Here is a 24,089-nt window from a genome sequence, read left to right as displayed (position 1 = left end):
TATGGTAGTTTGAAGCCTGCTCTTGTAAACCGGCTCCGAGGGGCCCTCCCTCATCTATTGCGTAGCTTTGCACTAGCTTGTTCTATATAAACATCCTTTGCATCTCTACGGCACACTCCCATAATTCCTCCCTTGATGGTCTCACATTTTATCATACCATCACACTCTGGGACTGTACACCTAGGTTATGCAAGAAGTCTACTGAAAGCAGAGTCAGCTTTTATTGCTTAATACTATGATATACCTACGCATTACTGTGGAGAAACCTTTCCTTGGTTAGCTATACTTGAATGTAGTACTTCTTATAACTTACTTTTAATCAGTCTAATCCATGCGTGCCAATCTCTTTCGCCAAGATTGCTTTCGAAAGACAAAAGATCCTTTACAGCTTTTGAGCAAATTTCTTCGCTTGGAATTGATAATTCCTTATTCATCGCTAACGTTAAACATTGAGTTTTGCACGCTTGCTCTAAGTGATATGTATAAAACATCGCTTCTTGTATAGTCCGACCACACGTTATAGACCCATGATTGCGCATTAACATCACAAAATTTTCTTTCAGATCAGCTATTAGTCTTTTTCCTTCTGTATCATCAAGTGCCAGGGAATTATAACCATGGTAAGATACCTTATTATAAAAATGCAGTGCCCACTGACTTGTTGGAAGTAACCCATCTTTGAGGGAGGAAACTGCTACAATAGAAGGTGTATGTAAGTGAAAAATTGCTTGAATATCTTTCCTTGCTTGATAAATAAAGCCATGGATTATATAACCAGTTCTATTATATTGATATTCTTTGCCCTCAATAACATCTCCATCAAATGACACCTTCATTAATGAATTTTCATTCACTTCATTAAAGCGTATACCAAATGGATAAATATAAAACGACTTTTGATCCTCAGAACGCGCCGATAGGTGAGTGTATGTATGGTCATCCAGTCCCAAGTAAGATAAAATCTGATAGGCGTAGATTAAGTCCCTTTTTACCTCGCTCTTTGTTAATAACACAATTTCTAGTTAAGATCTTCTGAAGGTTTATACAGGAAAAGAAGCTCATAGTAAACTCGTACTTCTATCTTGAACCAGAAAAAGGAGCTATTAACTCTTATTAAATAATTCACTGTTACATAATCTATGAAGTCTATATAGAATTTATGCCCCTGAATTACATAATATCTTAATTATAAAAATAATTTTTCTATATAATGTTTCAAATGTTTTAAAGCTTAAGTTTCATGTTATTATGAATATAGATTTTAACATTATAAATAATATGATAAACATTAATACAAAAAAACAGATAACAGGAGTTTTCGTATATATTATTGGCTTTTTAGGAAGTGGTAAGCTTTCTACAGCAATAGAATTATCTAACATGATAGATGCACTGATTGTAAACAGTAACTTCTCTAACAATATTCAAATTCGCTCTATATATGATAATATCTTTGAACATGATCAAATCCCTAAAGAAGTCCAAGATAGAATGTATAACATTGCACAAATTATGCTTCAGGCAATAGAAGCTTACCCAATTCATTCGAAAAATTATATATTTATTGACGAATTGATGAAAAATAGCGACTACAACATGAAGATGTACAACTCAGTGGTAGAACTCAGTAAAAGAATGAACACAATAATTCTTCCCATAGTGCTCAAGTGTGATCTACCTACATTGCAAAAACGCATTAAATTGAAAAGACAAAGGGAAAATAAGAAGGTCACTAGCATAAACAGCATTATAGAGAAATTTAGGGCTCATAATTTATTTATACCACCGAATGCCATAGAGATAGAAAATTCAAATATGAGTATAAGGGAAGTAGCTGAAGAAATAACACGCCAGATATATAGACTTAGCCAAATCGATAGAGTTTACGCAAAAGGATAACTTATAATAATTTCATATACTGAGGTTCATTTAAATACAGAGCTTCAACTTCATCTAACTTTTGTTTATTTTCTAACCTATAATAGGCCAACAGTCCTGCATGGCTAGCATTTAATTCAGGTAGCATATATGTAATGAAGTTATTGCTTGTCGTCCCAGTATTTAGACACTGGGATCCAGCAACTGGATGTGATAGCGGCAGTAAATTGAAATCAAATAACTGCGTATAAAACCCTTGAGCATTTTTGATTATAGCTCTGATATTTTTTTTGCTATTTGCACAAAGCAACGATATTGCGTATGCCTGAACTTCTAGTGCATTAACTCCATATAATGGCTTATTCGTAGCAAGATTTATACCCCTTGCAGCAGATATACCAACTCTAATTCCAGTAAAACTTCCCGGTCCAACTACTACCACTAAATGGTCTATTCTATCGTAGTTATAGTTGTACTTACTAAACAGAGTATCTAAAATTTGAAAAAATGATTCTGCGTGACTATTGCTGATAGAATTGCGTGCTACAAAGCAGTTGCCACAATGATCAATTATTGCTATCGAACTACCAGTGCCTACAGTATCAATTGCTAGAATGGACATTACTTAAGTTTATCATAGAGTTTTGTAAACATTATAGTAAAAGCACCGTTGCCCATAACATTTGCTGAAGTTATTATAGGGTCAAACACTACATATAATGCTGTAATTAATGAGAGCATCTCTGGAGAGAATTTCAGATATTTTTCAAGGATAGGTAGCATTACCACCATTCCTCCTGCTGGAACTGCAACAATAGCAAATTTAAACAATAAAAAATAGAGCAGGAAAGTTGCATAGTCTGTTGTGGATAACGCATAACCGGACGTAATTATCATCGATAATATTATAATAAAAAAGCAATCACCTACTAAGTGAAAGCTGGCAGTTATTGGTATAACAGACGATGCTACATCAGGTTGGTTTACATTTTTTTTGCTTCCTGCGAGAGTAAGTGGCATAGTTGCATTACTAGACATTGTACTCATTGCAGTAATAAATGCTGGCATCATATTGCTTATACTAGTTATCCAACTTGTGACCTTGAATGAATTTGCTACTCCATATAAGAGAAAAATATAGAAGTAAGTTGCAGATGTTATAATAACAAAAATTATTGAGTAATCTCTAAATATTACAGATAGAACCTGATCATGCTGCATTTTTAAAGCAAGACCGAGTATAAATACTGGAATGATTGGCGTCAAAAACACTTTCAGAACAAATAAAGTTAAATCTGACATTTTGCATGAAAGCTCTCTACTTTTCTTTGGCAGCAATACAGATACCACTACGCTGGACACAAACCCATAAGCGAGAGCATGAAAGTTAGAAAGGAGTAGCGGTAGCTTAAATGACCATAAAGGAAAAATTGTTTCTTCATACGTTACATCTTGTATTGAATAAGCGTTTTGTAGGATAAAATGCCCAATTGAATAAGCTATTAAACTTGAAGCTAGATTCGATAAGAAAATCGTTATAACAAGCAATAATAAAAACTTTATAGCCGATTGTCTAAGATTGCTAACACTGCTAAATATTAGTGCAAAAACAATAAAAGGCATTATAAATAGCAGAATTTCTTTGATACTCAAGCTCACTGAGTACAAAAAGTCTTTCGCCTCTACTGGAACTAAGTGACCCCAAAATACAACTGAAGCGATAATAGCGAGTAAAGTTAGCAACTGCAGCATATTCTGATATAGCAATACCCTAGGGACATAATGCGGTAAGTTAGTTTTCAAGTAAAGTAAAATGCATGATATTCATTTAAAGAACAGGCTATTAAATTTTTAGCGCAAGTTTTTTTCTATCATTATATATGTTATGTAAGATCTTCCAGTACATGTTTGAACTATTGATAAGTATGTTACAATAAAGTATTATCTGTTAATTAAACATAATATTTAGGCACATGGAAATTTTTTGGACAGCTCTAGAAAAAGTGTTGGGCAAAATTTTTCCTGCTAAAATAGTGAGCTCTTTTTTAGGAATAGGGTATTTGCCAGGTTGGCAGAACTATTGGTCTTCTTTTTTAATATTATTTGTTGCTGATATTATATTAGTTCTCATATATGGAGGGGATTTTGTACTATATAGAATGCCAAATTCAGGTATAGTTGTAGCTGCTATTTTTGCGAAATTGGCAATAATTATGTTAGTACTACAATTAGTTGGAATATCTATTTTTCATATTCAAGACCCTTCAGCAAATAGTGGTGAAAATATAGTAATACAAATAGCGTCAGGACAGGTACTGACTGTTGCGCTTTCAATGCCAGCAATAATGTCAATTTATCATACTGTAAGTAAATTCTATGGAAGTATATGTAAGGGGATACTTCAATGTCCGTTTTGGTTTAATGATTTCATGCACTTGTTCTTTTTCTTTATTGTACCTTATGCATTTTTTTATATTGTGGAAGTGGTAAAACCATGGCCAATAAGTTCAATACAGCTCAGTTATAACAATGCAATATCAATCACATTTGAAGGGATTTTTCATACGTTTTATGCAGTAATTTTGTTGTATTTGACCGCATTTATATTTTGCGATTTAACTATGCATGACGCAATTGTACTGAATAAAAGCATAATTCAGTATGCAAAAGAAAGTTCAGTAGTCTTAGGTGACTATTTGCATGACACTATAAAAAAAATAAATATTGAATAGTACCTATTTGCTTATATATTCAGTATAAAAAGTGTGCAGTTTACGTGGATCTACAAAGTATAATAAAGGGATTACAAGATTTTTGGGCTGGTGAGGGGTGTACTATACTCCATCCGTACACGTCTGAAATTGGGGCTGGAACGTTGCATCCTGCAACAATTATGTCAGCGATTGATGTAAAACCAACGAAAATTGCATATCTACAGCCAGTAATTAGGCCAGCAGATGGACGATATGGTGATAACCCTAATCGCTTATATCAGCATCATCAATACCAAGTAATAATCAAACCTTCTGGTAATGATTTGCAAGATATCTACTTAAGTAGCTTAAAGGCTCTTGGCATATCTACAGAAAGATACGATATTAAGTTTATTGAAGATGATTGGGAAAATCCAAGTGTTGGTGCATCAGGGCTTGGATGGGAAGTTATATGTAATGGAATGGAAGTAGCACAACTTACTTATATACAGCAAGTTGAAGGTATTGATTGCAAAATAATCCCTGGCGAGGTGGCGTATGGGCTGGAACGTTTGGCAATGTGTATACAAGGTGTAGATAATGTTTACGATATAATCTGGAACGACAGCGGTGTAACTTATGGAGATATTTTTAAGCAAAGAGAGTATGAGTTTTCTTACCTTGCATTAGTCTATTATAATACTGAAGTAGTGCAACAGCAATTTGAAGATACGGAAAAACTGTGTAAATTTCTTATTGAAAAAGAATTGCCAGTAGCAGCTTATGACCAATGTGTTAAAACCAGTCATCTACTTAATCTACTTGATGCAAGAGGCGTGCTTGGCGTGAATGAGCGTACAGTATATATTGGTAGAGTGAGAGAGCTGACAAAAAAATGTTGTGAGTTATACATGAGTAAGTAGCATATGTCGTCACAATTATTGTTTGAATGCCTTTCAGAGGAAATACCGTCAAGAATGCAGAATTCGGCTGCAGCTCAAGTTAAGAGTTATGCTGTTAATGCTTTCAATAAAAATAATGTGAAATTTGCGTCTGTAGAGGTTTTTATAACGGCACGTCGCATCGCTCTTTTCGTCGATAATATAAGCGTTTCAGATCTGAAAGATTCTAATAACGAAATTAAGGGACCAAATGTCAATGCACTAAAGAGTGCCGTTGAAGGTTTTTTAAGAAAACATCAGAAAAATGAGAAAGATTTACTTATTCGCAAAGTAAATAATGTAGACTTTTACTTCATTAAAAAGGATGCTTGCTCATTTAATATTCAAGAATTTCTAAAAAATCAGCTAGAAGAGATGTTAAAAAATTTCTCTTGGCTGAAGAGCCTGAGGTGGAGTGAAGGAAAAGAAAGATGGGTTAGACCAATTAAAAACATTCTATGCATTTTGAATGATGAAATAATACCTATGTCTTTTGCAGGGATCACAGCATGCAACGCAACGTATGGCCATAGGTTTCTCTCAAGTAGTGCGATGTTCACTGTTAAAACACCTAAAAACTACTTTGAATTGCTAGAAAAAAACAATGTCATTCTACAGCCAGATAAAAGAAAACAATTTATACTGGATCAGATCAATAAATTCGCAAAAGAGCAGAATTTACAACTTGAAAAAAATGATTATTTGCTGAATGAGTTGACAGGGCTTATAGAATGGCCAATTGTACTGTTTGGTAAAGTAAATCAGGAAAAATCATCTGGGTTACCAAAGGAGGTAATTCTTAGCATAATTAATACACAGCAAAAATACCTTGCTTTAAGCAATGGAAAGAGAATTTCACACTTTGTTACCGTTGTAAATGTTAACAATGATGAGGTTATCAAAGGGCACGAAAGAATATTGGAGGCACGTCTTGCTGATGCACAATTTTTGATATCTCAGGACAAAAAGGAAAATCTAGACCATTATGTCAAAAAATTAGACTCGATATTATTTCATGCTTCTCTTGGTAGCGTTGGAGAAAAAGTAAAGCGCATTACAGCTCTATCAAAATATATAGCTATATTTATTCCACATGCTTCGCTAGTTAAAGTTGAGCGTGCTGCATATTTAGCAAAGGCAGATCTCACAACATCAATAGTGAAAGAATTTCCAGAATTGCAAGGAGTAATGGGTGGATATTATGCTTCTTATTTTCAAGAGGATGAAGAAATAGTGGAAGCTATAACTGAGCATTATAAGCCAATCGGATCGGAACGAGAGTGCCCTAAATCTCCTATTGCGGTCGCTGTGGCTATTGCTGATAAAGTAGATAGTTTGGTTGGTTTGATTGCAGCACGTGAAAAGATCTCTGGTTCATATGATCAGTTTGGTTTGCGGAGAATGGCAATTGGTATAATTAGAACAATACTTGAAAATAATTTGCATATTCCAATTAGGCTATTGATAGATAAGTCAGTATCTTTGCATTTAGAATCTGCATTGGCTGGGAATGTGGCGCCGGTTGATCAATTTAATAAGCTAAGAGAAAAAATTTTAGAAGTAGTCCTTAAATTTTTCCTGGAAAGATTTAAGATTATTATAAAAAATAGAGGTATAAAGCAAGATATTGTAGATTCAATATTATATAGAACTGATATTAGTGATCTGCTGACAGCAGAAAGACAAACTGTTATATTGGATCGTTATCTTAGTACGCCTGAAGGCGAACAGATTCTGAGTACTTATAAAAGAGTCAGTAACATAGTTAACAAAGCAGAAAAAAGTAGTAATACTGCTTACAGTACATCTTATAGTAAAAAGTGTTTGATTGAGAGTGAAGAAATAGCGCTATCTGATTATGCTATAATTGCTTATAAAAACATTAAACAGGCAATAAAAAATAACCATTTTAATGCAGCGCTTGATGAACTTAATGGCTTTGTTCCATTTATCGATAAATTTATGGACAGTGTAAAGATCAATTGTGATTCCGATAGGCTCAGAAGAAATAGATTATTTTTGCTTGCTAGTGTTGTTTCCATCTTTCATTTAGTAGCAGATTTTAGCCTCATATAAGTCAAACAATGAGCTATGTCATAAATGTCCAAGCAATAAAAAAACAAATTGAGTTATCTCCACAGTCTTGTGGCGTATATCAAATGGTTGGGGATAAGGATAAAGTTTTATATGTTGGAAAAGCAAAAAACTTAAAATCGAGGTTATCTCACTACCTTCGATTTGAGAGCCTTTCTGAACGAATCAAAGTTATGCTCTCACAAGTTATTGAGGTTAAGACCTTTCTAACTAAAAATGAGATAGAAGCACTGCTTCTTGAAGCACAGTTAATAAAATCGTTGGAGCCATCTTATAATATTGTGCTCAAGGATGGAAAATCTTATCCTTATATAACGATTTCCAAACATGATTACCCAAGAATAGCTCGATATAGAGGTAGATTTAAAAAGGGTGAATTTCACTATTATGGTCCCTTTACATCTGCCGATGCTGTTAAGAACACTATATTATCATTGCAAAAAGCTTTTCTCTTGAGAGTATGTTCAGATCAATATTTCTCTTCAACAAAAAGACCATGTCTTGAGTATCAAGTTAAGCGCTGTTCAGCGCCATGCGTGGGCAAAATTGCAAAAGATGATTATTGCCAATCAGTAAAACAAGCACAGGACACATTGCTTGGAAGAAATAAGAAAGTGGAAGAACAGTTACTTTCCACGATGGAAAAATGTAGCAAGGAAGAGAATTATGGGCTTGCTGCTGTATATAGAGATCGGATAAAGTTTCTTGAGCAAATTCAAATGCAGCCAATGGATTTTTCTTTTGAAAAAGATGCAGACTTTTTCAGCATTGCACGTGAAGAGGATCTGGCGTGTATTGGTGTGTTATCGTTTAGAAATAAAGACAACTATGGAAGCACTCCTTACTTTGTCGAAAACTGCGGTGATCACCCGAATGATGGAATTTTATCCACCTTTTTGGTCAGTTTTTATAATCAAGTTAATACACCACCAGCACAAATTTATATGTTCCTGGTTTTGTTATAGGTAAAGAAATTATAGAGCAAGCATTATATAATATTACTAAAAAATCAATAAAAGTTCTGCATGCGAAAAATACTGAGGAACGTAATTTGTTGGAATTTACTTATAGTAACTCCCAGCATAGCTTACAACAGAAGCTTACTGATTATAAAAGTTTTCTCGTTACCAAATGTTCCAAGACGTATTGAGGTTTATGATAACAGCCATATATTTGGAAATCAACAAGTTGGTGTGATGGTTGTTGCAGGACAGGAAGGTTTTTTAAAAAGTAAATACAAAAAATTTACTATAAAAGAAGAGATTTCAGGCGATGACTATAAAATGATGAAAGAAGTGTTAACTAGGCGTTTTTTGGGCAAGATAAAGGACATAATTCCTGATTTTCTATTGATTGATGGTGGGCCTGGGCATGTTTCCATAGTGCAAAATGTATTGGAGGTGTTAAATATCAACGTTCCCTTTGCTTGCATGGCAAAGGGCCTCTACCGCAACGCAGGAAATGAGAGATTTTATATGCCAAATGGGAAGGAATTTACTCTGGCAAATGACAGCAAAGCCATGCTTTATTTACAATCACTGCGTAATGAGGCTCATCGTTTTGCGATAGCTTCGCACAGAAGAAAGCGTGATAAACAATTTATCGTTTCACAATTGAGCAAAATACGCGGAATTGGTCACAAAAGGAAAAATGCGTTGATGTCTCATTTCGGTTCGGTAGAAAACATAAGCAAAGCTTCTCTAACTGAAATTCAAAACGTAGCTAGAATTAGCAAAGGGTTAGCAGAAGCTATTCTGAAACATTTGAATGATAGAGAGTAAACCTTTTATAGGGCGTATTGCGCTTCCTAACTTAGATTTTTTGCAACATCAAGTGCAGCATAGGTGAATATTGCACTTGCACCTGCACGTTTAAAACCAATTAAAGACTCATAAATTACTTTGTCATAATCCAGCCAACCATTGTTAGTTGCAGCTTTTATCATTGCATACTCACCACTTACTTGATAAGCAAAAATCGGGAAATTAAACTTATCATTTGCTGACTTTATTACATCCAAGTACGGCATGCCTGGTTTTATCATAATAAAATCTGCACCTTCATTTATATCCATTTCAATTTCGCAAATTGCCTCTCTTGCATTTCTATAGTCCATTTGATAACCACTTTTGTCGATAGGATTTGATGGCACGCACGAACCAACAACTTGTCTGAATGGCGCATAGAAGCTGGAGCAATATTTTACTGCATAAGACAATATTGCTACATCCTGAAAGTCATTATCATCCAATGCTTTTCTTATTTTTCCTATTCTACCATCCATCATATCAGAAGGAGCAACTATATTACATCCAGCTTTTGCTAAAGCAAGCGCTTGTTTACACAATACTGACACAGTTTCATCGTTTTCCACATCTATCAGATTGCTTTTTAAAATACCATCATGACCATGGGTAGTATATGGATCCAATGCAACGTCTGCAATAATGCCAATGTCCAGTACCTTTAATTTCACAGCACGAATTGCTTTGCAGATTAAACCGCCTGGGTTATATGCTTCTTCAGCATTTTCAGATTTTAATTTACTATCAACCACAGGAAAAATTGCTACAGCATTAATTCCTAAATCCTTAGCTTCCTGAGCTACGGAAACCAATCCATCTATTGAGTAACATTTTATGTCAGGTAAGCCAGGGATTGATTCAGTTGTTTCTTCTCTGTCGTGAACAAACAGAGGAAAAATCAGATCATTTACTGATAAAATGCTTTCACTTGTTAAATTGCGAACCCATACATTTGAGCGCTTACGCCTTAACCGTGTATTCGGGAATTTAAACATCATACCTCTTCTAAAACTATGCTGCTGCTATCTTATTACCAATTTTTTTGCCTTTTTCAGTAGCATCATCAATAGCTGCTTCTTTCTCATCTTCATATGCTTTTTACACCCTTCAAGGGGAACTGCATGATTTACAATGTTTCACTTCTCTAACTTTATTGAAGCAAAAAACTGATTTCCATTTCGATAAATGAGCAACATTATTGCTTTTTTGCCATCCTTCTCTTTTACCAAATTTATTTGATTTTGGAAACTTTCAACGCTTTCTATATCACTCCCATTCATTTGCATAATAATGTCTCCTCTTTTAATGTTACGCAACGTAGGATTCCTTTGAACATCTACATTAGTAACTATTACGCCTTTTGTAGGTACATCATTTTTGCTTTCCTTTGATTCGTTTGGCAGGTTTGAAACAGTTAAACCAGTTACATAACTAGGTGCTGATTTACTTTCTTCTTGATTATTATCTTGGCTGTCACTTGATTCTTCAACGACAACCTTGACGTTAACTTCTTTGCCCTTCCTAAGTAACTTAACTTGCACTTTTCTCTCAGGCTCAGTCCTTGAAACCATTTGAGGCAGTTGTGTCATTCTCTCAACTTTTTTGCCATCAAACTCTAGTAATATATCACCTACTTTAATACCGCCTTTTTCTGCTGGACTGTTCTTTACTATGTCTGCAACTAATGCACCTTTTGTATCTTTTAAACCCAAAGACTCTGCAAATTCTCTTGTTATGGGCTGAACTTGTACACCAAGCCAGCCGTGTTTTATCTTCTCACCGCTCTTTAATGTGTCAATGATTGATACAGCTAGATTAGACGGTATGGCAAAGCCTATACCCACGTTACCGCCAGACTCGGATGGAGAATAGATAGCGGTATTAATACCTATAACTTTTCCATTTAAATCAAATAATGGTCCTCCGGAGTTGCCTCTATTGATTGCAGCATCAGTTTGAATAAATTCATGCAAGGTACCAATACTAATGTCTCTGGACCTTGCAGATATAATTCCTGTGCTTACAGAGCCACCCAACCCGAATGGGTTACCTATTGCCATGACCGTATCACCAACTCTCGCTTTATCAGAATTGCCAAACGTTACAAAAGAGAAGTCTTTGTCAGCTTTGATCTGAAGCACAGCAAGATCAGTTTTTGCATCATAGCCCAGAACTTCTGCTTTGAAATAAGTATTATCGTTCATAGTAACTGTGATATCTTTGGCGTTTTTAATGACGTGATAATTAGTTACGATAGTTCCACTTCTATCTATAATAAATCCAGACCCAAGCAACACTACCTCTCTATTGATACTTGGGCTCCTGTCCATAAAAAATTGATCAAAACGCTCAAAAAACTCTCTAAAATCATCAAAAAAATCATTTCTTGGCGTAAAAGGGATTTTAGTTCTGCTGTTATTTTCCTGTTTAATGATTTGTTCGCTTGAGATATTCACAACTGCAGGAATAAGTTCTTCCACCAGGTCAGCAAGTCCTTGGTTACAGCTGCATACAGAGGTGTTAGTATCTACAGTCTTTTTTGCACCCCAGTCAAACATATTAGCATATGAGGAGAATGAAATCAAAAAACACACAAATATAGATAAAACTTTACTTCTCATAAACTATTTCCATCCCTTGTTCAAAATATCTAAGAAATTATTATTTGGTGAAAGTACAAATTTAGTGTTACTTCCAGTGAATGATTTACTATAAGCGCTCATAGAGCGATAAAAGTTAAAAAATTCTTTATCAACCTTAAACGCCTCATTATAAATTCTGGTTGCTTCAGCATAACCACGGCCCCTTATTTCATAGGATTCTTTTACTGCACTGGCAATAATTTCTCTTTTTTGTTTATCAGCTTTTGATCTAATTTCCTGCCCTGCTTGCTCTCCTTCTGCTCTGATTTCCTTCGCCTCTTTTTCCCTTTCAGTTTGCATACGACGGAATATTGCAGAACTATTTTCTTCTGGTAAATCTGCTCTCTTAATTCTTACGTCTATTATTTCTATGCCAAATTTTTCAGCTTCAGAATAAACTCCACGCTGAATCAATTGCATAACCTCTGATCTTTTTTCGTTCAACAAACTAATCAACGAAAATCTGCCTATATTTTCTCTTATGTGTGCTTCTATAACCGGATACAATCTTCTAACCAGCCCTGATTCATTTCTCACAGCCTGGTAAAAAGTAACAGGATTTGTTATTTTATATTTTGCATACGCATCTACTATAATACGTTTTTGATCCGCTGTTATCACTTCCCTTGGGATCTTATCAGGACTTAAATCTAAAACTCTCTTATCAAGAAATTCTACGTTATTTATAAATGGCAACTTAAAATATAAACCGCTTTTTCTAATATCTCTTACGACTTTACCCAATTGTATAACTATTGCTTGCTTTGTTTCTTGCACCACAAACATTGAATTAGATAGAGCGATCAACAGAACGACGAATACAGAAACAAAAGCAATTTTAGTATTACTATGCATGACTATTTTCCAAAATTTGTAAGAGGTAAATAAGAAAACATACCTTTCAAATCATCAGTGACAACAACTTTATCTACTTTATTAAGAATATTTTCCATAGTTTCAAGATAAATACGATTCTTAACGAGAGAAGGATTCTGTCTATATTCCTCATAAAGAGATAAAAAGCGATTTGCATTACCTTTTGCTTCATTTATTACTTCATTCTCATATGCCTCTGCATCTAATTTTATCTTTATCGCTTCACCCTTTGCTCGAGGTATAATATCGTTATTATAAGCATATGCTTCGTTTATAGTACGCTCTTTGTCTGCACGAGCACTTTGTACATCTCTAAACGAACTGATTACTTTTTCTGGTGGATCAATTTTTTTCATTTGAACAGATAAAATCTCTATGCCCATTTGGTATCCATCAAGAATCTGCTGCAATAGAATTCTAGTATCTCTAGAAATTTCTGGTCTGCCTTGACCAAGTGCAAAAGAGATCGTGTTTTTACCTATTATTTCTCTCATGGCACTTTCAGCAGCATTTTTAACACTGAAACCGGGTTTGTAATCCCGCACTTTGAATAAATAGTCCTTAGCATCTCTAACGCGCCACTGAACCTCGAAGTTAACGTTGACTATATTTTCATCTCCAGTTAGCATCACACCTTCACCGCGATCTGTATCTCGTCCATAGGAACTGCTCACCCCAATTTCTTCGCGATTTACTTCCTTAACATTCACTTTATAAACTTTGCCAATAGGGTAGGGGAAGTGATAGCGCAAACCAGGTGTTTCTGTATTAGAATATTTGCCAAAGGTAAGTTCTATACCTTCTTCACTCGGATGAACAATATAGAAGCCAGTACAAGCATAGAAGAACAAAATAATGAAAACGATGAAATAAGGTTTCTTACCACTATTTCTCGTTAAACCATTTAAGAAGTATCTTACCTCGGATATAGCTTTACCTAAAATGTCTTCATTATTGGGAGTTTTATCCCTTATCGGTTTCTTTCCCCAAGGATTATTATCATCAAACATAATGATTGATTCTATAATTAATACGCCAATATTACTTCTTTAGTAGGAAATTGCAAACCTATTTATTTACTAGTTAGAGCGGAGGGCATGATCGTACACTTCCTTTTCTCTATGTGATATGGTTGACTCTATGGAATTTTCTGGCCTTATTTTAAATTCCTTGTTGTCGTTTTTTAGGTGTACTACGTCTTCGCGAGGGTCAGTATAGTAATAAAATGACAAAACTATTGTTGTTAGGATTGTAATAACTAAAAGGATGAATGTCCTCTTTTTGTACCTCATAAATACTCTAGCTCAAAGAGCTCTCAATTCCATTTTCCGCACTTCCAAAAAACACGTCAAGCACAATTATTTGCAGGTAAGTGAATACTGACAGTCAAGTTAACACTAACTTAAGAAATGGAGATGTACAATATAATATATTTAATTAATAGTGAGGTTTAAAATGTCACATAATGAAAAAAATTCAAATTCTGTTGGAACTCAACAAAACCAACCAGAAGATAGTTTTGATTTGAATAAAACGATGCAAAATCTACCAAATTCAGATATTGCTAATGATCCCAAGAAGCTAAAAGAAAGAATTACTGACCTGTTAAAAGGGGATACAGAATTCTCTAAGATGAAACAAGGAGATAAGATTCTTGTAGTAAGTGCAGCAAGTGGATTATTTACGGCAGTACTACCACTTTTGGCAGTTGGTGCAACACTTGCTATACCGGGTGCTATAGTTGGTCTTGCTTTATATTTCGCTGTAAAAGTCGCTGTAAAAGCAGTTCAATCTGGATATAAAGGGCTCAAGTGGTCAGCAGAAAAAACAGTTGATGGGGCGAAATATACTGCCGGAAAAGTTAGAGATGGTGCTGTACATGTTAAAGATAAGGTGAAAGAAGGTTATGAACATTCAGTAGATTCACTGAAAAAAGGCGCTAGTTTTGTAGGCGAAGGAGTGGCAAATAAGTTCCATAAGGCATCTGGTGAGACGGACTATTTAGATAAGGTAAAAAGGTTTACTCCAGATGTAATTAAGAAATCTGACGAAATAAGAAATGATATGAAAGCAATTTTTGCTGATAAAGGAAATAATTCTGGGTTAGTGAAAAATATACTTTCTGGAATATCGTCAGAAATTGATTTAAAAATGGCAGAGAAGGCAAAATCAGGATGGGAAGAGTATACTTCTGAATGGCAAGTACAGAAAGAATTCATTAATAATTTAAATGAAAAAAGCTTGCATAGCTTGTTAACACAAAGGTCATTACCTAAAGGTAGTTATTTCATCGATAGTGTTTTCTCTGAACATCACGATGAAATTAAGGAAGTTATTGCGAAATGCAAAGAAGATCATATTCTCAAAGGATCACTTAAAATGCGTAGTAACATGTTTGAAGAAGGTAGTGCTAAACCTAGCAGATCTTTATCATTCTCTTTACTGGGAAGAAAAGGCTCTGAACAATCTAACAGCTTGTCAAGAAGCAATTCACTAAATTCTGTAAAGACTGACAGTACTGTTAGCAGCGAAGCGGAATTGTTAAATCCTGCGGAGCATAAAGAAGTAAAAGCACCTTCTTCACTTTTGGATAGGGTTTCATCACTTTCCAAAGGTGGCAAAAAGTCAGGAAAAACTACGGGAATGGAAGATGGAGACTTGGATTTTGTTGAGAATCCTATTTATTTGTCAAAGCAACCTAGAAGTAATTCTCTGAACTCTTTAAATAGTGATGATAGTGCAATAGGTTCTTCTGGTTCTTCTACGCCAACAAAAGAACAAAGTCCAGAAAAGCCTACTACGTATCAGTCTGAGGTTAACATTCTACCGCAGTCTGCACCTACACAAGGGGTTGGTAATTAAATAAAACTACCTACCCTCTCCACAAGGACGTTACTCAATGAGTAACGTCCTTTTATTTTCTCTTGATGAATAAGTCTCGGTAGAGTATAGTAGCATTGCGTTTATGTAGATTCTAATGAATAGTTTTGTTTTAGTTTATACAACTTTTTCAAATTTTGAAGAGGCTAAAGCTGTTTCTGAAGAATTGTTAAACGATTAGTTAATTGTGTGTGTAAATATATTTCCTGAAGTGAAGTCTCTGTATTTATGGAAACGTGAAATTAATAGTAGTTGTGAAGTAGTAGCAATTATGAAGAGCAGAAGCGATCAAGTCGATAGAGTTGTAGAAGAAATCGAAGCAATGCATTCTTATGATCAGCCAGCTATTGTAATAGTACCCATAAAAGCAAATAAATCTTTTACTAATTGGGTTAGTGGTGTTATTGATGTAAGTAGTATTGGGGTAGCCAAGTGGTAAGGCAGCGGTTTTTGATACCACCACGCGAAGGCTCGAATCCTTCCACCCCAGCCATATTGAAGTGAGTGTGAAATTATATCACTTTTCTATAAATTGAGGTTACTGAATTATATATTAGGCAGCTTGAAATATATAGTTATAAAGCTGTTTCTCCTCATGATGTACCTTTATACATCCAGCATTATGCTCATGTTTATCAGCAATGGCTTTTGGTATGCTGTGGAATGTGGCTCTTTCAAAAGTGCATTTGATCATTTGTTTCAATATTGCAAGTGGTATTATGATAACAGAAGTGACCTGGGTTATAGAGTTTCTTTTATAATATTAGTAGCGTTTCTTACTCCGCATTTTCTCTATAAATTATCTCTTAGCACGGGCTGTAAGTTTTCTTTAAAGGAAAAGATAACACAGATACTGAGGATAGGCAGAAAGGGCAATAGAGTAAATCAAATCAAATGGTAGCAGTTATAGGAATGGCTATAGTGGTTATGGTCACAGAGATGAACATTATGATCAAGATGCAAAACAGAAGGTAGACATAATAAATTAGCTGTTAGTTAAAGATATAGAAGACGCTATAGATAAATAGATAAGATGATTTTTCAGCGAAAGGAACAAATCTCATTAAGTATGCATAAAGGTTTTATCTGATTTTTTGGTAAGGTTTTCTAAAATTGGCTGTATTTTGTTTTTTACATATGCCGGGTCACAATCAGCCAATATACACGTGTATACGAAATCTCGACTGAAGTCTGATAACCAAGAAATAGCTTTGCGTTTTTCTACCAAGCTTTCTGTTTTTTTACAGTTGCTTGTTACATCAATTACTGCCTGTGCTATTACTGATTTCCACAGTATACAATACCGTTGTATATCATCTGATGTACTGTTTTTTTCATAACAGTGAAAAAATTCTTTGAAATTGAAGTTATTTGACATAATGATACCTCTTTAAACTAAAGATTTAAAGTGATTTGAGTTTGTAGATTAATTGTAATTCAATAAGTCCCTTTTCTTGCAAACTAGAGTCTATGGTGGCTGTTTTCATACTCAGTCTGCTGGGTCATAAAGTGCTGGCTATTTGTATGTTCTAGTGGAGTTAAATTATAACTATTATAATTTAACTAATTGAGAAGCCTATAGGCTTAAAGATTAAGATTGAGCTCAAAAACACCCTTACTACTATAATAATGATACCACAGAAGTCTGTCAAGTAATTTTTTGCATCGCTTCTTATCTTTTTCAAAATCATATTTGCTCCTGCAACCTTTACATATATTTTTAGGTACTTCTACATCAATTAAATTAAACAACTTTGTAGTCCTTAAGTAGCCCCTTTTTTGTCATCCCAGTGCATTTTTCTTGTCATCCCAGTGCCTCCATAGTGTCATCCCAGTGCTTGACACTGGCCTTAACTTTATAAACTATATAAATATAAAAACTCAGCGTCACGCGCTGGAATGACAAGGTTATGGGTGTCATCCCAGTGCTTGACACTGGGATCTATCGTCATACCGCCGTGGTATCTCCATCCGCTAACACGTAGCGGAATGACGGTAGCCACAAACATTAAGAAATTTACCAAACGAAAAAAAAGGCAAAAAAACCCCCGTGATGCGAGTTTTGACCCTATAATACTGTAACTTGGCGCTGTAATAATGTGCTGACGCTTAGTTTAAGCGCGATTTTGGCTGCATGTGAAAAAATTTAAAAGACATGTAGCCCCAATAATTTATATAATCCGCCAATAAATACCTTAAGTTTTTTACTAAATTTTTGTCGTTGAACCTGCAGGTCAAAAACAAGTTTTGAGTCAGAAATACCCTTGGTAGTATGATAATGAGGTTGGCAGGGTTTGTCAAGTGATTTAATCTAATTCCAAAACAGCGAAATTGTTGTATAATGTCACTTTTAAGTTTTATTTCCGATGCACAAGTTTGCAATACTCTTTTCTATACTGTTTGCAATAGTTGCTTACTACTTAAACAATGAAGTCATATTTGAAGTAGCAAAGCTATTTAGTGACATATTTATTAGTTTGCTAAAGTTGATCAGTTTACCTTTAGTTTTTCTATCCATAGTGTCCACAATTTCCGGGCTTAAAGACTCAATAGAAATCAAAACCTTAGTTAAGAAAACACTATTTTATACGCTGCTTACAACCATTATAGCTGCATTTGTTGCATTATCCTTCTATTTATTAATAGATCCAGTAAGAAAAAACTTTATATGTAACACGATAGACAATCTGAGTAACAGCAATTACAGTTACTTTTCATACTTAAGATCACTCATCCCTTCAAATTTTGTGCAAGTTTTTCTTGAGAATAACGTTATTGGCAGCATATTAGTTGCTTTTTTGATGGGTGGGGCCATTATTTCACTGTCAAAAGAAAAACAGGACATATTACACCAAGTATTCTCTGCACTTTTTGATACGCTACTTAAAATTGCTCAAGGGATACTAAAGCTTATTCCACTTGCTGTATGGTCTTTCGTTACATGTTTTTTGCACGAATTAAAAGGTGGCAGCGAGTTTTACAGCCTCTTGTGGTATTTTGCTTGCATAATGTCTGCAAATTTCGTGCAAGCGTTTCTGATTTTACCGCTACTTATGTGGTATAAGGGCATATCACCAATTCAAACGCTAAAAGGAGTAATGCCGGCACTCGCGCTTGCGTTTTTTTCTAAATCATCCAGTGCAACATTGCCAACAACCATAGACTGCGTGCAAAGTAAGCTAAAGGTGCCAAAGAAATTGTCGTCTTTTATCTTACCAATATGCACAACAATCAACATGAATGCGTGCGCTGCGTTTATTTTAATCACAGTAATGTTTGTTGCAGAGATGAATGGATGCACATTTTCTTTAAGTGAAATGTTTATATGGGTTTTCCTAGCAACTAGTGCAGCAATTGGCAACGCTGGAGTGCCGATGGGATGCTATTTTATGGCAACTAGCTATCTTGTATCAATGAACGTTCCTCTGTACATTATGGGACTAATTTTGCCTATTTACACAATCATTGATATGTTTGAAACTGCAATAAATGTGTGGTCTGACATTTGTATAACTCGGATAATTAATAAAGAATGTAATGGTGAAACTTAAGAAATGACATTAGATAAAGATAGTCCAATAATAAAGGAGTTTGAAGAAGCCGGAGCAATTCTGCATGGGCATTTTGTTTTATCCTCTGGATTGCATAGTGGCACATATATACAGTGTGCTAAAATTTTTGAAAATTCAAACAGAGCAGTGAAAATTTGCGTATTACTCACACACAAAATAAAAAAAGAACTCAATAGTTCTATAGATTTAATATTATCTCCTGCAATTGGAGGGATAATCGTGGGCTATGAGATTGGTAGGCAGCTTGGGATCAAGACAATGTTTTGCGAGCGTGTGAGCGGTAAGTTTGAATTACGCCGTGGATTTGAAATTAAACAAGGTGAGAAAATATTGCTAGTTGAAGATGTGATAACCACAGGTAAATCTTCACTTGAAGCAGTGAAATGTGCGGAAGGGAAGGGGGGAGAAGTCGTTGCTGAAGCTTGTCTAATCAAGAGAAATAGTGAAACGAAATTGCCTTTTCCTGTTATATCTTTACTTGAGCTCAGCATTAAAAACTATAGCGAAGCAGAGCTTCCTGAAGAATTGAAACAACTGCCTGTAACTAAACCAGGGAGCAGGGAATATCTCAGTAATTGTGCAAAGTTTTCATCGACCTCTCATTCAAAAAATAGTAATGGTTAATTTTTTAACCAAGTTGAAAAAAGGCAAAAAAATCCCCGAGTAGCGAGTTTTGACCCTATAATACTGTAACTTGGCGCTGTAATAATGTGCTGACGCTTAGTTTAAGCGCGATTTTGGCTGCATGTGAAAAAATTTAAAAGACATGTAGCCCCGATAATTTATATAATCCGCCAATAAATACCTTAAGTTTTTTACTAAATTTTTGTCGTTGATCCTGCGCAGGTCAAAAACAAGTTTTGAGTCAGAAATACCCTTAATAGCATGATAATGAGATTGGTGGGGGTTGTCAAGGGGTTTCTTTGTTTTGCCGAATGTGCTGTCAATGCAAGAAAGTGAGATATCTCAAACTACAGGCCTTCTTGCGGATAAAATCGAGAGCTTAGCCTTAAGTCTTCTTCGGACGTTACACAACTGAGCAGCAACCCTATACATATTAAGCTTGCAGCAGTTGTGCTTCCACCATAGGAAAGAAATGGTAATGGATCCCCTATTACGGGTAAAAGGCCTATTGTCATGCCAATGTTTATGAAGAAATGAGCTCCAAAAAAGGCAAAAATGCCGATAGATACCAACTTAGAAAAATAATTTTTTGATCTATAAGCAATAGAGAATATTATAGCAAGCAACGTAGTATAAAGGAGAATTAAGGCCATGCTACCTAAAAACCCCCATTCTTCGCCAAGCACCGCAAAAGCAAAATCTGTACGCTTTTCCGGCAAAAATCCCAGTTGAGTTTGACTTCCGTTAACAAAGCCCTTACCAAGTAAACCTCCTGAACCAATAGCTATTTGAGATTGCTGCGCATTATAACCTATTCCAAGTGGATCCACTGATGAATCCAAAAACGACAGTATCCTTTGCTTGTGATAGGGGCGCAAAAAAGACCAAATGGCTGGTATCGCAAGAACGCCAAGTGTCCCAAAAACTATTAAATGAGACCTTTTTATTATCGATGCAAATATAATTGATGCCCCTATAAATAACATTATCACAGCTGTGCCTAAATTAGGTTGCTTTAATACCAAGAATACAGGTAAGAAAATAATTACAAACCCCTTAAATAGTTTTTGAAATTCCATCATTTTATACACACTTTGTTTATTAAAATAGCAAGCAAGTGCAAGTATTAAGCCTACTTTTGCAAATTCTGATGGCTGCAAACTAATTGACCCAATTCTTATCCATCTTGTTGCACCCATTATGTGCAAGCCAAAAAAGTTCACTACTAACAGCGAAATTACCGCTGCTATGTAAAAAAAATAGGCGTGCTCCAAATAAAAATCTATCTCTATAAATGACATGGCTACAGCCAATAGAAAAAAGAAAGAGAATACAGCTAGCTGATGAATTGCAAATGGCATCCATTTTCCTCCAGCAGAAGAATATTGAACAACAATGCCAACGCAAAACAGAGCTATTACGTTAACGACTAATAACCAATGAATCTTCTTTAGCTTATCTACAGAAAAAAAACTTTCGAAGTGCATGAGAAAGGATGAAAATCAAAAAGCAAATTTATCAATTACTAACCGAACTGGATTACTATATATTCCAGTTACTACCGTTAAAATTGCCATTAACAATAGGCAAAAGAGCATAAGTAACGGCACCTCATTAGCCTGACTAGGTATCATTCTAGCACATGATACTGCATCATTTCCAAAATACATTTTCTCTACCATTTTCCACATATATACCAATGCAAGGAAAGAGCCAGCAACAAAAACTACAAGAGAAATCCATGCATGAGACTCGATAATTGCTCCCATCATATACCATTTGCTTACAAAACCATTTGTTAAAGGCACACCGATCAATGCTAAGCTAAGTAGAGTAAACGCAAGTGTTATATAAGGCATTGATTTCCTGAGCCCTGACAAATTCTCTACTTTTGCTGAATCAAATTTATAAGAAATACATCCTGCAGCCATGAATAAAGACATTTTTATCATGCTGTGATTTACTATGTGAAGAACTGCTGCAAACAGACCTGCTTTTGAGTTTAAACTCAGCATCAAAATTATATAGCCAATTTGGCTGACACTAGAGTGAGCAAACAGTCTTTTCATGTCTTTTGCGGTCATTGCAAATATTGACCCAAATACAATAGCACAAAGCGTAAGGGCCACTATTACATTGTTTAATGGCGGCTTAAATAAAAAAAAGTTTTGATGAAAAACAGTATAAAAGATCCTGATAAAAACATATATCATCACTTTGGTTACTGTGCCGGAAAAGAATATACTAATGAAACTTGGCGCCTCACTATATGCATTAACTAGCCATCTACTCAATGGAAATAGTGCCATCTTGATTGATAGACCAACAAAAATGAACAACGTGCCAAGTTTTATGATGTTATTATCGTATAGTGGCGCTATTCTTTCTGCCATGTCAGACATATTCAACGTGCCTGTCATAGAGTACAAAAGCCCGATACCAAACAAGTAAAACGTCGCTCCTACAGTACCGCTAATTAGATATTCAAATGCTGCAACCAAAGCTTTTTTATCCCTTCCCATTGAAACTAGCACGTAAGAAGAAAGAGACGAAATTTCCAAAAAAACATAAAGGTTAAATATGTCGTTTGTTACTAAAATCCCGAGCAGTCCGCTTAAGCACAATAGAAACAGAGAGTAAAAACCAGTGATTTTGTTTTTACTAATCTCTTTTTCATTGATATAAAAGCTATAAAGTACGCTAATCAATGCTATAAAATTCACCAAAGTTAGAATCAAGGAGTTCAACACGTCGATTCTTAACTCTATGCCATACGGAGGAGCCCAATCTCCAAGGTAATAAGTTATAATTTCACCATTATATGTTTTTATGAGTAGTATCGATGAAACAAAAAAAGTAGCTGCCGTTGTGGCAAAAGAAATAAACCAGGACACCTTATGTTTCCTAGTAAGAAAGCAAAACATCGATGCAATTATAGGTATAATAACTTGTAAAATTGGTAATTGCATTAAATTATTGTTTGTTAAAGCATTAGTATATATAATACTTTTTGTTTTAATACCCTTATGTTATCTAAAATTTGTAATGCAATAAAATGTTTACTACGAAGAGAAGGTAGATTTATAGGGAGAGATGAAAATGGAAACTCTTACTATGAATCAAGTAAAGGAAAAAGGTGGGTTGTGTATAGCAATGTTTCTGAACCTACAACAGTACCTCCGGAGTGGCATATATGGCTTCATTATACTGATAATACAGTACCAGTTAATAATAAGAAAAGAAAAGTAAAACATACTCCCAATTTAACGGACACAAAAGATGCATATTACCCAAACCAAAAAGTGAAAAATTACTATGAAAGCTGGAATCCTAACAATAACTAAAGATGCGAAGATCAAATATACTTGAAATAACTGCTGGATTGTTTGTGCTGGCTTTTACTATTTTTCTGGTCTGTTTCGCTATTGATAAGCTATCTGAGATAAAAAAAAGCTATAAGGATTGCTATAAAATATATGGCCTTTTTACTAATGCTAGTGGTATAGGAGTTGGCGATAGCGTTAAGATTTCTGGTGTAGATATCGGGACCATAACTAATGTATCACTTGATAAAGCTACCTACGTAGCACGAATTGACATGTGCATAAGTAAAGACATAAAATTGCCAATTGATAGCTCAGCCCTAATAACTAGCAGTGGAGTTGTTGGCAGCAAATTTGTTAATATATCACCCGGATCAGGTGCTAAACTAATTTCAAACGGTGGTAAAATAGAATATACCCAATCTGAGGCAAATGTGGGTGGAATAATGGATAAAATCATTGGTATGTTTTCAAAATAGCCCTCATTGGTCTGTATCCGCTTGGCAGTTGTATCAATAGAAAAATGAAAGATACTGAAAAAATTTTAATTAGTAAAATTAAAACGCTCTTAGCACTAACTATAGGCTGGAGATAAAAAGAGAAAAGAATATCAATAGTTTATTATTCTGACATTAGACTTCTCATTGGCAGCACGTGGATGAAACGAAGAAACTCCTTGACAACCCCTGCCAACCCTTTTATAATAAAGCTGAAGCTAATTATTTATCTTCTCTGTACAGATTAAACGACAAAAAAACTTA

At 34.9% G+C, this 24,089-nt stretch carries 22 protein-coding genes, 1 tRNA gene and 2 pseudogenes; 13 read left to right on the top strand and 12 right to left on the bottom strand.

The window, feature by feature from the left end; all coding sequences use genetic code 11:
* Positions 1 to 302: 302 nt before the first annotated feature.
* On the bottom strand, positions 303 to 1,013 hold the full coding sequence (locus HET73_RS01080) for a class II aldolase/adducin family protein (protein ID WP_174132689.1): 711 nt from the start codon (positions 1,011 to 1,013) through the stop codon (positions 303 to 305).
* A 265-nt stretch (positions 1,014 to 1,278) separates the two neighbouring features.
* Here HET73_RS01080 and HET73_RS01075 point away from each other — a divergent pair, with 265 nt between their 5' ends.
* Positions 1,279 to 1,899: an AAA family ATPase gene (locus tag HET73_RS01075; RefSeq protein ID WP_174132690.1), complete on the top strand. Its 621-nt coding sequence runs from the start codon at positions 1,279 to 1,281 to the stop codon at positions 1,897 to 1,899.
* A 1-nt stretch (position 1,900) separates the two neighbouring features.
* Here HET73_RS01075 and tsaB read toward each other — a convergent pair whose 3' ends face one another.
* Positions 1,901 to 2,500, bottom strand: coding sequence for a tRNA (adenosine(37)-N6)-threonylcarbamoyltransferase complex dimerization subunit type 1 TsaB (gene tsaB, locus HET73_RS01070; protein ID WP_174132688.1), 600 nt, complete (start codon positions 2,498 to 2,500; stop codon positions 1,901 to 1,903).
* On the bottom strand, positions 2,500 to 3,630 hold the full coding sequence (locus HET73_RS01065) for a cation:dicarboxylate symporter family transporter (protein WP_174133890.1): 1,131 nt from the start codon (positions 3,628 to 3,630) through the stop codon (positions 2,500 to 2,502). The genes tsaB and HET73_RS01065 overlap by 1 nt, the downstream gene beginning before the upstream one ends.
* A gap of 221 nt (positions 3,631 to 3,851) precedes the next feature.
* Between HET73_RS01065 and HET73_RS01060 the strand changes: the two genes are divergently transcribed.
* The 4 genes and pseudogenes from HET73_RS01060 to uvrC all read left to right on the top strand — a co-directional run bounded on the left by HET73_RS01060 (position 3,852) and on the right by uvrC (position 9,387).
* Positions 3,852 to 4,610, top strand: coding sequence for a phosphatidylglycerophosphatase (locus HET73_RS01060; protein WP_174132686.1), 759 nt, complete (start codon positions 3,852 to 3,854; stop codon positions 4,608 to 4,610).
* A 44-nt stretch (positions 4,611 to 4,654) separates the two neighbouring features.
* Entirely contained in the window at positions 4,655 to 5,494 is an 840-nt protein-coding gene (locus HET73_RS01055; protein ID WP_174133889.1) for a glycine--tRNA ligase subunit alpha, read from the top strand.
* 3 nt (positions 5,495 to 5,497) lie between these two features.
* Complete coding sequence (glyS, locus tag HET73_RS01050) at positions 5,498 to 7,588, top strand: glycine--tRNA ligase subunit beta (RefSeq protein WP_174132685.1); 2,091 nt, start codon at positions 5,498 to 5,500, stop codon at positions 7,586 to 7,588.
* A gap of 8 nt (positions 7,589 to 7,596) precedes the next feature.
* Positions 7,597 to 9,387, top strand: a pseudogene (gene uvrC / locus HET73_RS09290) (excinuclease ABC subunit UvrC).
* 26 nt (positions 9,388 to 9,413) lie between these two features.
* Here uvrC and hemB read toward each other — a convergent pair.
* The 5 genes from hemB to HET73_RS01020 form a co-directional block, all read right to left on the bottom strand.
* Positions 9,414 to 10,406 carry a porphobilinogen synthase gene (hemB, locus tag HET73_RS01040; protein ID WP_174132684.1) on the bottom strand — a complete coding sequence of 331 codons (993 nt, stop codon included), beginning with the start codon at positions 10,404 to 10,406 and terminating at the stop codon, positions 9,414 to 9,416.
* A gap of 141 nt (positions 10,407 to 10,547) precedes the next feature.
* Positions 10,548 to 12,032: a DegQ family serine endoprotease gene (locus tag HET73_RS01035; RefSeq protein ID WP_174132683.1), complete on the bottom strand. Its 1,485-nt coding sequence runs from the start codon at positions 12,030 to 12,032 to the stop codon at positions 10,548 to 10,550.
* Between the two features lie 3 nt (positions 12,033 to 12,035).
* On the bottom strand, positions 12,036 to 12,908 hold the full coding sequence (gene hflC, locus HET73_RS01030) for a protease modulator HflC (protein WP_174132682.1): 873 nt from the start codon (positions 12,906 to 12,908) through the stop codon (positions 12,036 to 12,038).
* Positions 12,909 to 12,910: 2 nt separating this feature from the next.
* Complete coding sequence (gene hflK, locus HET73_RS01025) at positions 12,911 to 13,939, bottom strand: FtsH protease activity modulator HflK (RefSeq protein ID WP_174132681.1); 1,029 nt, start codon at positions 13,937 to 13,939, stop codon at positions 12,911 to 12,913.
* A gap of 69 nt (positions 13,940 to 14,008) precedes the next feature.
* Entirely contained in the window at positions 14,009 to 14,221 is a 213-nt protein-coding gene (locus HET73_RS01020) for a hypothetical protein (protein ID WP_174132680.1), read from the bottom strand.
* Between the two features lie 163 nt (positions 14,222 to 14,384).
* On the opposite strand from HET73_RS01020, the pseudogene HET73_RS01015 reads away from it, so the two are divergent.
* The 4 genes and pseudogenes from HET73_RS01015 to HET73_RS07740 all read left to right on the top strand — a co-directional run.
* Positions 14,385 to 15,710 (top strand): annotated as a pseudogene (locus HET73_RS01015) (actin-bundling T4SS effector WalE1 family protein); the annotation flags it as partial.
* Positions 15,711 to 15,996: 286 nt separating this feature from the next.
* Positions 15,997 to 16,248, top strand: a complete 252-nt coding sequence (gene cutA / locus HET73_RS07745; RefSeq protein ID WP_343033058.1) for a divalent-cation tolerance protein CutA — start codon at positions 15,997 to 15,999, stop codon at positions 16,246 to 16,248.
* Positions 16,230 to 16,302: transfer RNA gene (locus tag HET73_RS01005), tRNA-Gln, on the top strand. The genes cutA and HET73_RS01005 overlap by 19 nt, the downstream gene beginning before the upstream one ends.
* A 165-nt stretch (positions 16,303 to 16,467) precedes the next feature.
* Positions 16,468 to 16,710, top strand: coding sequence for a hypothetical protein (locus tag HET73_RS07740; protein ID WP_246209660.1), 243 nt, complete (start codon positions 16,468 to 16,470; stop codon positions 16,708 to 16,710).
* A 162-nt stretch (positions 16,711 to 16,872) separates the two neighbouring features.
* On the opposite strand, the gene HET73_RS00995 is transcribed toward HET73_RS07740, so the two are convergent.
* Positions 16,873 to 17,187 carry a hypothetical protein gene (locus HET73_RS00995; RefSeq protein WP_174132677.1) on the bottom strand — a complete coding sequence of 105 codons (315 nt, stop codon included), beginning with the start codon at positions 17,185 to 17,187 and terminating at the stop codon, positions 16,873 to 16,875.
* 478 nt (positions 17,188 to 17,665) lie between these two features.
* On the bottom strand, positions 17,666 to 17,812 hold the full coding sequence (locus HET73_RS00990) for a hypothetical protein (protein ID WP_174133888.1): 147 nt from the start codon (positions 17,810 to 17,812) through the stop codon (positions 17,666 to 17,668).
* A 363-nt stretch (positions 17,813 to 18,175) separates the two neighbouring features.
* On the opposite strand from HET73_RS00990, the gene HET73_RS00985 reads away from it, so the two are divergent.
* The gene (locus HET73_RS00985) at positions 18,176 to 19,360 is read left to right on the top strand and encodes a dicarboxylate/amino acid:cation symporter (protein WP_174133887.1); all 1,185 of its coding nucleotides are present in this window, start codon (positions 18,176 to 18,178) and stop codon (positions 19,358 to 19,360) included.
* A gap of 3 nt (positions 19,361 to 19,363) precedes the next feature.
* Complete coding sequence (pyrE, locus tag HET73_RS00980) at positions 19,364 to 20,005, top strand: orotate phosphoribosyltransferase (RefSeq protein WP_174133115.1); 642 nt, start codon at positions 19,364 to 19,366, stop codon at positions 20,003 to 20,005.
* A 347-nt stretch (positions 20,006 to 20,352) separates the two neighbouring features.
* Here pyrE and rodA read toward each other — a convergent pair whose 3' ends face one another.
* Both rodA and HET73_RS00970 read right to left on the bottom strand, forming a co-directional pair.
* Complete coding sequence (gene rodA, locus HET73_RS00975) at positions 20,353 to 21,492, bottom strand: rod shape-determining protein RodA (protein ID WP_174133116.1); 1,140 nt, start codon at positions 21,490 to 21,492, stop codon at positions 20,353 to 20,355.
* Positions 21,493 to 21,507: 15 nt separating this feature from the next.
* Positions 21,508 to 22,974, bottom strand: a complete 1,467-nt coding sequence (locus HET73_RS00970) for a proton-conducting transporter transmembrane domain-containing protein (RefSeq protein ID WP_174133117.1) — start codon at positions 22,972 to 22,974, stop codon at positions 21,508 to 21,510.
* 57 nt (positions 22,975 to 23,031) lie between these two features.
* On the opposite strand from HET73_RS00970, the gene HET73_RS00965 reads away from it, so the two are divergent.
* Together HET73_RS00965 and mlaD are read left to right on the top strand one after the other, a co-directional pair.
* Positions 23,032 to 23,349, top strand: a complete 318-nt coding sequence (locus tag HET73_RS00965; protein WP_174133118.1) for an NADH-ubiquinone oxidoreductase subunit NDUFA12 family protein — start codon at positions 23,032 to 23,034, stop codon at positions 23,347 to 23,349.
* A gap of 2 nt (positions 23,350 to 23,351) precedes the next feature.
* Entirely contained in the window at positions 23,352 to 23,807 is a 456-nt protein-coding gene (gene mlaD / locus HET73_RS00960) for an outer membrane lipid asymmetry maintenance protein MlaD (protein ID WP_174133119.1), read from the top strand.
* The last annotated feature ends 282 nt before the right edge of the window (positions 23,808 to 24,089 follow it).

The sequence above is a fragment of the Wolbachia endosymbiont of Atemnus politus genome (genome assembly GCF_013309895.1).
This window is presented reverse-complemented; position numbering and strand designations above follow the sequence as displayed.